At 71.2% G+C, this 11,822-nt stretch carries 9 protein-coding genes; 5 read left to right on the top strand and 4 right to left on the bottom strand.

Going from position 1 to position 11,822, the window contains the following annotated elements:
• Positions 1-128: 128 nt before the first annotated feature.
• The 5 genes from GWI24_RS31010 (at position 129) to GWI24_RS30990 (ending at position 7,743) form a co-directional block, all read left to right on the top strand.
• Positions 129-569: a hypothetical protein gene (locus tag GWI24_RS31010; protein WP_247617109.1), complete on the top strand. Its 441-nt coding sequence runs from the start codon at positions 129-131 to the stop codon at positions 567-569.
• A 253-nt stretch (positions 570-822) separates the two neighbouring features.
• A complete protein-coding gene (locus GWI24_RS31005; protein ID WP_210949223.1) occupies positions 823-3,129 on the top strand; it encodes an AbfB domain-containing protein in 2,307 nt (768 codons plus the stop codon).
• Positions 3,130-3,238: 109 nt separating this feature from the next.
• Positions 3,239-5,089, top strand: a complete 1,851-nt coding sequence (locus GWI24_RS31000; protein WP_210949221.1) for a glycoside hydrolase family 76 protein — start codon at positions 3,239-3,241, stop codon at positions 5,087-5,089.
• Between the two features lie 153 nt (positions 5,090-5,242).
• Positions 5,243-6,688, top strand: coding sequence for a family 43 glycosylhydrolase (locus GWI24_RS30995; protein ID WP_210949216.1), 1,446 nt, complete (start codon positions 5,243-5,245; stop codon positions 6,686-6,688).
• 113 nt (positions 6,689-6,801) lie between these two features.
• A complete protein-coding gene (locus GWI24_RS30990) occupies positions 6,802-7,743 on the top strand; it encodes a LysR family transcriptional regulator (protein WP_210949214.1) in 942 nt (313 codons plus the stop codon).
• Between the two features lie 72 nt (positions 7,744-7,815).
• Here GWI24_RS30990 and GWI24_RS30985 read toward each other — a convergent pair whose 3' ends face one another.
• From GWI24_RS30985 to GWI24_RS30970, 4 genes are all read right to left on the bottom strand, one after another.
• Positions 7,816-9,126 carry an alpha-glucosidase/alpha-galactosidase gene (locus GWI24_RS30985; protein ID WP_210949213.1) on the bottom strand — a complete coding sequence of 437 codons (1,311 nt, stop codon included), beginning with the start codon at positions 9,124-9,126 and terminating at the stop codon, positions 7,816-7,818.
• Positions 9,123-10,079 (bottom strand): carbohydrate kinase family protein, encoded by a 957-nt coding sequence (locus GWI24_RS30980; RefSeq protein ID WP_210949211.1) that lies wholly within the window; start codon positions 10,077-10,079, stop codon positions 9,123-9,125. The genes GWI24_RS30985 and GWI24_RS30980 overlap by 4 nt, the downstream gene beginning before the upstream one ends.
• 41 nt (positions 10,080-10,120) lie before the next feature.
• Positions 10,121-10,963: a carbohydrate ABC transporter permease gene (locus GWI24_RS30975; protein ID WP_247617108.1), complete on the bottom strand. Its 843-nt coding sequence runs from the start codon at positions 10,961-10,963 to the stop codon at positions 10,121-10,123.
• On the bottom strand, positions 10,960-11,822 hold an 863-nt coding region (locus GWI24_RS30970; protein ID WP_210949209.1), incomplete at its 5' end, for a carbohydrate ABC transporter permease. The genes GWI24_RS30970 and GWI24_RS30975, both read right to left, overlap by 4 nt.

Genomic DNA, 11,822 nt, shown 5'->3' with positions numbered 1-11,822 from the left:
GGGGCGTCAGGGACGCCCCGCACGGGCCGGGGCGGATCGTATGGGCCGAGCTGCCGTCGCGCACGGAAGAGTGTCACTGACTCATGGACCGACAGTTTGTTGCCCCCGAGGCACCTGAGGCACGTGAGATGCCTGAGGCCCCAGCACTCGGCGCGGCACGCCTCTGGCGAGGCCACCGCGGCCGCCTGCGGCTCCCCGACGGACTGCCCGCCAGGCTGGGATACGACGCGGTGGGGATGCCCACGGACATCGGCAGGCGGGTCATGAAGTGTCTGCCCCGCATCGGCTGTGTCTTCGCCGACGATCAGCGGTGGTGGTGGATCGTGCCGTCGGGGTCGAACATCGACGTCGCCTGGCCGCCGTTCACCAGCTACGCGGTCGGGGCGCGGATGACCGACCTGAGCGGCGAGTACTCCGGGCGTTCCCGCCTCCCCCGCCTGATCCATCACCCCCAGGACGACTCGCCGTACACGCCGCCGATTCCGCTGTACTTCATGACCTGTCATATCGCGGGCATCCGGCCCCGCTGGTCACCGGGGGACGGCTCCGGGCCGCCCCAAGCGATCTAGGACCCCGCCCGCGCGCTGCTGCTCCGCCCGCGACCCTGCCTCGCCGACAACGTTGTCCCAAGGTATGGACAAACACTGGAGTGAGTGCTCTGGTAATGCGTGCAGCAAGTGTTCCCTGTGGAAGAGTTCCGCCGTCCTCCGGGCGGCGGCGCCAACCGGACCATGGAGCAGCAGCGTGCTGAGACACTTGTTCCATCGCTTCCCCTCCCTCCGTCCAAGACGGACCCGTCCTAGACGGACCTGGCGGCGGCGCGTGGCCGCCGTCGTGGTCCCCGCGCTGGCCGCCACCGGTCTGCTCGTCTCCGGCGCTGGCCCCTCCCACGCCGCCCAGTCCTGGGAGCCCAAACCCTCCCCGATGACGACCCCGTGGACGAACCAGGTCCCGGTCGACAACCCCCTGCCGGAGTATCCGCGCCCGCAGCTCACCCGGCCCGACTGGTCCCCCCTCAACGGGATTTGGGACTTCGCGGTCACCTCCCGCGACGCCGGACAGCCGGCCACGTTCGGCGAGCAGATCCGGGTGCCGTTCGCGCCCGAGTCCGCGCTCTCCGGCGTCCAGCGCAAGATCACCCAGAATGACAAGCTCTGGTACAAGCGCACCTTCACGGTCCCCTCCGGCTGGAACGGCCGCCGCGTCCAGCTCAACTTCGGCGCGTCCGACTGGGAGACCACGGTCTGGGTCAACGGCAAGCAGGCCGGCGACGCCCACCGCGGCGGCTACGACGCCTTCTCCTACGACATCACGCCCCTGCTGAACGGCGGCACCAACACCATCGTCATCTCCGTGTACGACCCCACGGAGACCGGCGGTCAGGCCATCGGCAAGCAGCGCATCCAGGACGTCACCCCGCACCCCGGCCGGAGCATCGTCTACACCGCCTCGTCGGGGATCTGGCAGACCGTCTGGCTGGAGCCCACCGCCCCCGCGCACATCACCCGCCTGGACATGGTCCCGCGTCTGGAGGACAACACCCTGCGGGTCACGGTGCGCGGCGCCGGAGGAGCGGACGGCGCGGGCGTCAAGGTCACGGTCTCCAGCGGCGGTACGACGATCGGCAGCGCCACCGGCACCGTGGGCAGCGAGGTCTCCGTGCCGGTGCCGAACGCCCATCTGTGGACGCCGGAGGACCCGTTCCTGTACGACGTCACGGCCGAGCTGACGGGCGCCACCGGAGCCGACAAGGTCGGCAGCTACACCGGCATGCGGTCGATCGCGGTGAAGGACGTGGGCGGGGTCCGGCGGCCGGTGCTCAACGGCAAGTTCGTCTTCCAGACCGGCACCCTGGACCAGGGCTACTGGCCGGACGGCATCTACACCGCGCCCACCGACGAGGCCCTCAAGTACGACCTGCAGAAACACAAGGACCTGGGCTTCAACATGGTCCGCAAGCACATCAAGGTCGAGCCGCAGCGGTGGTTCTACTGGGCGGACCGGCTCGGGCTGCTGGTGTGGCAGGACATGCCCTCGATGGACAGCGGCAAGACCCCGGACACCGCGGCCCGCGCCCAGTGGGAGAGCGAGTACCGCGCCATCATCGACCAGCACCGCAGCTCGCCCGCGCTCATCCAGTGGGTGGACCAGAACGAGGGCTGGGGCCAGTACGACCAGGCCCGCATCGCCGACATGGTCAAGGCGTACGACCCCTCGCGCCTCGTGGACAACATGAGCGGCGTCAACTGCTGCGCCGCCAAGGACGGCGGCAACGGCGATGTCATCGACAACCACAACTACGTCGGGCCCGGCAACACCCCGGCGGAGTCGGTGCGCGCCTCGGTGCTCGGGGAGTACGGCGGCCTCGGCTACCGCGTGCCCGACCATGAGTGGTATCCGGGCGGCGGGTTCAGCTACGAGGACCAGCCGAGCATCCCCGCGCTCAACAACCGGCTCGTCGGCCTGCTCGACGGGATCCGGGAGAGCGGTATGCCCGCGGGCGGCCTGTCGGCCTCCGTCTACACCCAGATCACGGATGTCGAGAACGAGGCCAACGGGCTGATGTCCTACGACCGGCAGGTGGTCAAGGTCGACCAGGCCCGGGTCCGGGCCGCCAACCAGGCCCTCATCGCGGCATCCCGGTCGGCCGGCGCCACGGTGAAACTGCCCGTCGGGCAGAACGTGTCGATCCGGGTCACCACACCCGGCTACACCGACCGCTACATCCGCCACTACGACGGGCTGGGCTTCACCGAGGTGGTGAACGCGGCCAGCGCCGACCTGCTGAAGCGGGACGCCACCTGGACGGTGCGGCAGGGTCTTGCGAACAAGCTCTGCTACTCCTTCGAGTCCCGCAACTACCCCGGTGAATATCTGCGCCACCGCGACTTCCGCGTCCGGCGCGAGGCGGGCGACGGCTCCACCGTGTACAAGGAGGACGCCACCTGGTGCCCGACCCAGGGCAGCGGGGGCATCCGGATGTCGGCCGCCAACTTCCCCGGGCAGTATCTGCGGCACAGCAACGCCGAGCTGTGGCTGGCCCAGTCCGGCGGAACCCACGCCTGGGACAACCCGGCCAGCTTCACCGAGGACACCACCTGGGCGATCGAACCGCCCTGGGCTCCCTAGGGCGAACGGGCCCGCACTCTCCGGCGGCCGCCCCGCGCGGGCGGCCGCCCGTCTCTCCTCCCCCTCCCCACGCTCATGCGCACGGCCCCCACGGAAAGGCGGGTACGTCATGTCAGCGCGGCTCCACCGTGTCCTCCACGGGCTCCTGACCCTGGCCATCGCCCTGGCCGGTCTGGTCGCCCTCCCCACGCCGTCCCGTGCCGCGACCCCGGTCTGCGCGCTGGCGTGCGACACCCTCGACCCCTCGAAGGCGCAGCGCGAGACCTTCCCCGTGCCGGAAGTGAACCTCAACGGCCGGACTCTGAAGTTGCACGTCTCCGACCCCGACTCCATGGCCTGGGCCAGCATCGACAACGGTGTGACGGGCGATGCGGTCTGGCTCGACCGGTCCTGGGACCGGGGCGCCACCTGGGAGGGTCTGCTCGGCAAGGCGAGCGTTCCGGGCACCTGGACCGGCACCCGCACCCTGATGTACAACCTCACCGACCCGGTGGGGCACCGGCGCGGCTGGATCCGCGCCTGCGCTGACGCCGCCGGTGTCACCTGCACCGACTGGGTCTACCCGAAGGTGTGCGACGGCACGCTCTGCGACGGCGCCGACCCCGCCACCGCGGCGGGCGACGACCGCCCGGTGCCCTCCACCACCCTGTTCGGGCGCACCATCAGCCTCCATGTCGACCAGAAGAACGGGATGGCGTGGGGCGTCATCGAAAGCGGTGGCACGGGCGACGAGATCTGGCTCGACCGCTCCTGGGACACCGGCGCCACCTGGCCCGAGGGCTCCTCCCTCGGCCGTACGAGCGTGGCGTCGGGCGAGACCTCGACGCGGACGGCCATGTTCGCCACCCGGGATCCGCGCGGGCTGATGTTCGGCGGGGCGGTCCGGGCGTGCGGCCGTGAGGCGAGCCACCAGGAGGGCAGTTGCACGGCCTGGGTCAGACCCGCGCCCAGCCGGGCGCGCGCCGCGGCGGACGCGCTGATGGCGTCGTACCACACGTACGAGGGCTGGTGGCGCAGCAGTTGGTGGAACTCGGCCGTCGCCGTCACCTCGCTCATCGACTTCTCCGAGCGCACCGGGCGGCACGACTACGACTGGGTCATCGCCCGCACCTTCGAGCAGAACCGCGGCACCTTCGCCCCGGGCGAGCGCAGCTCCGACGCGGTGGAGGGCCACTTCATCAGCCGCGCCATCGACGACGCGGCCTGGTGGGGCGTGGCCTGGCTGACCGCGTACGACCACACCCATGAGCGGCGCTACCTGGACGAGGCGGTCACCATCGCCACCTACGTCCACCAGTACTGGGACACCGGCACCTGTGGCGGCGGTGTGTGGTGGGACCGGGAGCGCACCTACAAGAACGCCGTGACCAACGGGCTGTACCTGTGGCTGACCACGTCACTGCACCGGCGGATCTCCGGCGACACCGTGTGGGGCGACCGGGCGGCCACGGCGGCGACCTGGTACCTCAACAGCGGGCTGATCAACAGCGCGGGCCTGGTCAACGACGGGCTGACCGCCGACTGCCGCAACAACTCCCAGACCGTGTGGAGCTACAACCAGGGCCTCGCCATCGGCGCCTTCACCCAACTGTGGCGGTCCACCGGCAACGACCGGTACCTGGACACCGCCCGTCGCCTGGCCGATGCCGCGACCACCTCGGCGGCGCTGACCCGCGACGGCGTGCTGACCGAGTCCTGCGACACCGGCGGCAACGCCTGCGACGACAACCAGAAGCAGTTCAAGGGCGTCTTCATGCGCCACTTCGCCGACCTGGCGGACGCCACCGGATCCGCCACCTACCGGACGTACATCAAGAAGCAGGCCGACTCGATCTGGGCCACCGACCGCGACCCCCTCAACCGGCTCGGCCAGCGCTGGGCGGGCACCACCCCCAACCAGGTGGACTGGCGCACCCAGGCCAGTGCCCTTGGCGCGCTGACGGCCGCGGACGGCCTGTGACACCCCCCGCCGCGGACGGCCTGTGACGCTCCCCGCCGAGGACGGCCTGTGACGTCTCCCCGCCGAGGACGGCCTGTGACGTCTCCCCGCAAACCAGCGGACCGCCGCCTCGACCCCCACGAGCCGTACCCGCATCGACGCAAGGAAGCGCCCATGAGCCCTCGCACCGCCCGCCGCCACGCGGCGCTGCTCACCGCTCTGCTCGCCATCCTGTGGGGCCTGATCTCCGCCCCACCGGCCGCCACGGCGGCCCCGCACGCCGCCGCCGCGGGCACCTTCCGCAACCCCCTCAACACCGGCCCCGACCCGTTTGTGACCACCTGGAACGGCACCTACTACCTGACCACCACGCAGGGCGACAGCATCCGGATGTGGCGCTCCACCTCCCTGGGCACCCTGCTCGACGCCGACCCCGTCACCGTGTGGACGGACACCGACGGCTCCCGCAACCAGCACATCTGGGCACCGGAGTTCTACCGCTTCGGCAACCGCTGGTACCTCTACTACACCGCCGACGACGGGACCGACGACCACCACCGGCTCTATGTGCTGGAGTCCGACCGCGACGACCCGGCGGGTCCGTACCACTTCAAGTCCCGGCTCACGCCGCCCAACCACGCCGCCGACTTCGCGATCGACCCCGGCATCCTCGAACACAACGGGCGCCTCTACCTCGCCTACTCCGGCATCAACCAGTACCAGCACAACGGCCTCAACATCGCCCCGATGTCCAACCCGTACACCGTCTCTGGCGACGCGGTCGCCATCAACGCGGCCGGAGGCTGCCCGGAGGTGCGCGAGGGCCCCGAGTTCCTCTACCGCAACGGCCGCACCTGGATGACGTACTCCACCTGCGACACCGGCAAGCCGGACTACCAGGTCTGGATGATGTCCCTGCCGTCCACCGCCGACCCGCTCGTGCCCGGCGACTGGACCCAGCACTCCGGTGCGGTGTTCTCCCGCGCCGACGACCACGGCGTCTACGGGCCCGGCCACCACGCGTTCTTCCGCTCGCCCGACGGCACGGAGGACTGGATCGTCTACCACGCCAAGACCACGTCCGTGAACACCTACACCAACCGCACCACCCGCGCCCAGAAGATCACCTGGAACGCCGACGGCAGCCCGAACCTGGGCCGCCCGCTCGCCATGGGCGCCACCCAGGACCTGCCGTCCGGCGACCCGGGAGCGGGCACGTACTGGATCAATGACGACGGCCGGTCCAGCGGCGACGGAAGCGTCTCGTACACCGGCACCTGGAACTCGGGAACCGGCTGCGCCACCCAGTGCTTCTGGAGCGACGACCACTGGAGCGACCGGGCGGGCAACACCGCCACGTTCTCCTTCACCGGCACCCGGATCGCCCTGCTCTCGGTCCGCGACACCGGCAACGGCATCGCCGCCCTCAGCATCGACGGCGGCCCCGAGCAACGCGTGGACTTCTACGGCGCGATCCGCACCGGCGAGACGCTGCAGTACCTCAGTCCCCGGCTCCCCTCCGGCCGGCACACCCTGCGCATCCGGGTGACCGGCGAGCACAACGCCCAGTCGGGCGCCTCGTTCGTGAGCGTGGACCGCGCCGAGGTGTACACCCGCTGACACCCGGCACATCCGCGGCCCCCGCCCGGCGGCGGGGGCCGCACACGCCGCGAGGTCGGGTGAGACATGACGCTCGGCGCAATCCCGCCGGGGCTTGCCTTACCGTGGCGCACGTGGATCTCAACTTGCTCGTGGCGCTCGACGCCCTGCTGGAGGAGAACAGCGTGACCGCCGCGGCGGACCGGCTGAACCTCTCGCCACCGGCGATGAGCCGGACACTGGCCCGGATCCGTCGCGCGACCGGCGACGACATCCTCGTGCGCACCGGCCGCACCATGGTCCCGACCCCGCGCGCCCTCGAACTGCGCGAGGAGACCCGCGACCTGGTCCGGCGGGCCACCGCCGTGCTCACTCCGGTACGCCGACTCGACCTGGCCGGCCTGAACCGGCACTTCACCGTGCGGGGACATGACGCGCTGCTGGCGGCCCTCGCCGCCCCGCTGATCGCCAGGGTCGGCGCCACCGCCCCGAACGTCCAGCTGAGCCTGCTGGCCGAGTCCGCCGCCGACCAGCCCGACCTCGCCCGGGGCCAGGTCGATCTGGAGATCGGCGCGGACGAGCCGGGCCGCCCGGAGCTCTCCTCCGAGGTGGCCGGCGCCGACCGGTTGGTCCTGGCGCTACGACGGGGGCATCCGCTCGCCAAGGGCCGGGTCGGCCTCGACAAGCTCGTCCGCATGACCTTCGTGACCGTGTCCCGCCGGGGCCGGCTGCACAACGCCATCGACGACGCCCTCGCCGAACGCGGGCTGCGGCGGCGGGTGATCGCGTCCCTGCCGACGAGCGCCGCGGCGCTGGACGTGGTGTCCCGTTCGGACGCCGTGGCCGTCGTCGCCGAGCGGGTCTGCCGACCCGCCTCGGCGAGGCTCGGCCTCGTCACCCGGCGGCTCCCGCTGGAGCTGCCGCCGACCCAGGTGGTCCTCACCTGGCATCACCGGCACGACAGCGACCCCGCCCACGCATGGCTGCGCGGCCAGGTGCGGGACGTGCTCCGCGAGGCGACCGACGGTACCGCGAAGAGCCGACCCGCGACCGGGCGGCTACGCGGATCCGCGTAACCGCGTAGTCCCGCCCAGGCGCCCGGCCGGACCCCGTATGGCCGGCCGCTTGGCACACTATTCTTCGTATTGTCAGATGGCGAGGGTCGCGCGCAGCGCCGGTTGCAGCCGCTCGCCGTGTGCGCGCACCATCTCGTCGCACAGCGCCCAGATCTGCTCGACGCGCAGGGCGGCGGCGGTCGCCGGGTCGGTCATGGCCGCGTGCCGGATGTGGCGTGGCTCGTTCTCCAGGGCGGCGCGCACCACCAGGTCGTTCATGCTGAGGTAGGTGCGGTTGAGCCCGGCGAGCTGCGGGGGCAGCGCACCGGCGCGGGTCGGCTGGACACCGGACCGGTCGACCAGACAGGGCACTTCGACCACGCCGTGGGCCGGAAGGTTCTCGATGAGCCCGTGGTTGGGCACATTGCCGTAGACGGTCCTGGGGGTGCCGGTCACCATGGAGTGGATGATCTGCGGGGCGTACTCCATGGTCCCCTCGACGTCGATGTGGGCGCCGGCCGCGAGGGCGTCGCGGGTCCCTTCGTACGCGGCGACGTTCTCGTCCACGATGCCGAGGTACGCGCCGATGGGCAGCCGCAGCCGCTCGATCTCGCTGTCGTGGTGCAGATACCAGGGCACATACTCGGAGGAGTGCTCGCTGGTCTCGGTCGGGTAGTAGCCGAGCCGCCGGTACATGTCGACGCGGACCCGCCGCCGCAGCTGCTCGTTCTCGGCGATCACCGCGTCCAGCCGGGGGTAGAGATCGGTGCCGTCGTGCTCCAGACGGAGCACCCACGCCTGGTGGTTGACCCCGGCGGCGCGGTAGGTGACCTCGCTGAAGGGGACCTTCAGCAGGTCGCACAGGTCGTGGATGGTCCAGTGCACCGAGTGGCACAGGCCGACCACCCGGGTCAGCCCGGTGGCCGCCACGAGGTACTGCACGTTCATGGCCATCGGGTTGGTGTAGTTGAGCAGCCATGCCCCGGGGCATACGGCGGCGATGTCCTCGCCCAGCGCCTTGAGGAACGGGAAGGTGCGCAGGGCGCGGAAGATGCCGCCGACGCCGAGGGTGTCGCCGATGGTCTGCCGCACACCGTGGCGCGCGGGGATCTCGAAGTCGATCCGGGTGGCCTCCCGCATGCCGATCTGGACGAGGTTGATGACGAAGTCGGCGCCGTCGAGGGCCTCGCGCCGGTCGACGTTCGCGGTGATGTGCGCGGCGGCGTCCCGCCGCTCGGCGATGTAGCGCGCGGCGGCCTCGGCGGTGGCCAGGCGTCCCGGGTCGATGTCGTGCAGGGCGATCCGCGCGGTCTTCAGCTCCGGGAAGGCGAAGAGATCCGCCAGCAGGCCCTGGGTGAAGACGACGCTTCCCGCGCCGATCAGCACGATCTTGGGGTTGATCATGACGGGATGTCTCCGTTGGCGGTGAGGTGGGTGAGGGCTTCGTCCCAGGTGGGCTGGGCGGTGGTGCCGCCCGCGGCGCGGGTGGACAGCGCACCGCAGGCGGCGGCGAGGTCGAGTGCCTCGGCGATGGGCCGGCCCGTGAGCCGTCCGGCGAGGAACCCCGCGTTGAAGCTGTCGCCCGCGCCGACGGCGTCCTGGGGTGTGACACGGATCCCGGCGGTGGTGAGCAGGGTCCGGCCGTCGTGGCAGAGGGCGCCGTCCGCCCCGTTCTTGACGGCCACCAGCGGGACCTGCCGCGCGAGGAGTTCGGCGGCCACCGCGACGGATGTGCCGTCGGTGCCGGCCAGCCGGTGGGCCTCGGCCGCGTTGGGCAGCAGGAGGTCGGTCCGGGCGAGGACGGGCGCCAGCGCGGCGCGGTCCCATCGGCCCGCGGGGTCGTCGTTGGTGTCCAGCGAGGTGGTGGCGCCCGCCGCACGGGCAGTGTCGAAGAGGTCCGGCAGATCGGCGGCGAGGCCCGGCATGAGGAAGTAGGACGCGGCATGGAGGTGCCGGGCCGAGGTCAGCAGGTGTGGGGCGATGTCGCGGCCCGAGGTGGCGGCGAGTGTGCCCGGCGCGGTGAGGATGGCCCGGTCGTCCCCGCGCGTCACGATGACCGTGAGCGGTGTCGGCAGGCCGGCGTCCAGGTGCAGCCCGCTGACGTCGACGCCGTGCGCCGTGAGCCGGTCGCGCATGTAGTGTCCGGCGCCGTCGTCCCCGACGCGTCCGGCGAAGGCCACGCGCAGCCCCAGCCGGGCGGCGCCGCACGCGGTGATCGCGGCGGATCCGCCGAGGGTGAGCGCGCCGCTGTCGACGAGCTGTTCGCGCTGGCCGAAGGCCAGAGGGGTAGCGAGCGGTCCGACGATGACGTCCGGGTTGGCGTCCCCGATGACGAGCAGGTCGAAGGTGGGTGGCATACGGGTTCCTGAAGGGTGAGGGAGAGGCTGGGCGGTGCCGGTCAGCCCTTGAGGCCGGTGGAGGTGATCGACCGGACGAAGGTCTTCTGGGCGGCGAGGAAGGCGAGCAGCACCGGCAGGACGGTGATGACGTTCCCCGCCATCACGGCCGACCACTGGGTGTGGTGCTGCCCCCGGAAGGTGGTCAGGCCCAGCTGGAGGGTGTAGTTGGCGTCGTGGTTCAGCGCGATGAGCGGCCACGACAGGTCGTTCCAGGTGGTGAGGAAGGTCAGGACGGCGACCGTGCTCAGCGCCGGGCGGGACAGCGGGACGACGATCTGGAACAGCACCCGCAGCCGCGAACACCCGTCGATCCAGGCGGCCTCCTCCAACTCCCTGGGCAGGGAGAGGAAGAACTGCCGCAGCAGGAATACCGCGAACGGCGTCACCAGCGACGGCACGATCAGCGCGCCCAGGGTGTCGACGAGCCCCAGCTTCCGCATCACCAGGAAGGTCGGGATCATCGTCAGCTGGAACGGGATGGCCATGGTGGCCAGCATCAGCACCAGCAGCACCCGGGACCCGCCGAACCGCATCCGGGCGAAGGCGTATCCGCCCAGCGTCCCCAGCAGCAGATTGGACACGACCGCGACGGCCGAGACGATGAGGGAGTTGGCGAACCAGCGCGGGAACATCGCGTTGCCGAGGACGTAGCGGTAGCCGCCCAGGTGGATCCCGGAGGGCCAGAGCGCGGGCGGGAAGCGGTTGATCTCCGCGTCGCTCATCACCGAGCTGAGCCCCAGCCAGATCAGCGGTACGGCGAAGAGCAGCGCCAGTGGCGCGAGCAGCAGATGCCACGGGCTGAACGGCAGCCGCGGCCGCCGCCGTGGGGACAGGTCCGTCATGACGTGGCTCCCTCGATGCGGCGGTCGCCGCGGCGCCGGACCAGCCGCAGCACGGTGGCGGCCACCAGCAGGGCGACGCCGAGGACGTAGGCCGCCGCGGCCCCGTAACCGGCGGTGAAGTTGCGGAACGCCTGCTCCCAGACGAAGTAGACGATCACCGTGGTGGATCCGAGCGGACCGCCCTTCGTCGTCACGTACACCAGGTCGAAGACCTGCAGGGCGCTGATCGTCTGCCAGAGCAGCAGGAACACGCTGACCGGCGCGATGGTGGGCAGGGTGACATGGCGCAGCACATGACGGCGTTCCGCGCCGTCCAGGGTGGCGGCCTCGGTGAGTTCGCGGGGCACGTCCTGGAGGGCCGCCAGGTAGATCACGACGCAGAAGCCGGTGCCGCTCCACAGTGAGATGCCCACCAGGGCCGGCAGCGCCTGGCCCGGATCGGACAGGAAGCCCTGCGGGGAGACTCCGAGGTGGTGCAGCAGCGAGTTGGCCGCGCCGAACTCCGGGTCGAGGATGAAGGAGAACAGCACGCCCTGGGCGGCGGCCGAGACCACGAACGGCACGAAGAGCAGCGTGCGGTACAGACCGGCGAACCTGATCCGGCGGTTGAGGACCAGGGCGAGCACCAGCCCCAGACCGATGCTCAGCGGTACGTACAGCGCCGTGTACTCCAGGGTGTTGCGCACGGCCTGGGCGAACTGCGGATCGTCGGCCAGCCGGCGGTAGTTGTCCCAGCCCACCCAGACGCTCGGGGTGAGGAGATCGCTGTACTGGAACGACAGCAGCAGGGACCACAGGACGGGGACGACGCTCAGGCCCAGGATGACCAGGACGGAGGGGAGGACGAACGCCCAGGCCG

This window comes from Streptomyces sp. MK37H, assembly GCF_018035285.1.
Taxonomy (GTDB): Bacteria; Actinomycetota; Actinomycetes; order Streptomycetales; family Streptomycetaceae; genus Streptomyces; species Streptomyces endocoffeicus.
This window is presented reverse-complemented; position numbering and strand designations above follow the sequence as displayed.

Excerpts from the sequence above, each read along its gene's own strand:
- GWI24_RS31010 (WP_247617109.1), top strand. The coding sequence starts at position 129 with ATGCCTGAGGCCCCAGCACTCGGCGCGGCACGCCTCTGGCGAGGCCAC.
- GWI24_RS31000 (WP_210949221.1), top strand. The coding sequence starts at position 3,239 with ATGTCAGCGCGGCTCCACCGTGTCCTCCACGGGCTCCTGACCCTGGCC.
- GWI24_RS30995 (WP_210949216.1), top strand. The coding sequence starts at position 5,243 with ATGAGCCCTCGCACCGCCCGCCGCCACGCGGCGCTGCTCACCGCTCTG.
- GWI24_RS30985 (WP_210949213.1), bottom strand. The coding sequence starts at position 9,126 with ATGATCAACCCCAAGATCGTGCTGATCGGCGCGGGAAGCGTCGTCTTC.
- GWI24_RS30980 (WP_210949211.1), bottom strand. The coding sequence starts at position 10,079 with ATGCCACCCACCTTCGACCTGCTCGTCATCGGGGACGCCAACCCGGAC.
- GWI24_RS30975 (WP_247617108.1), bottom strand. The coding sequence starts at position 10,963 with ATGACGGACCTGTCCCCACGGCGGCGGCCGCGGCTGCCGTTCAGCCCG.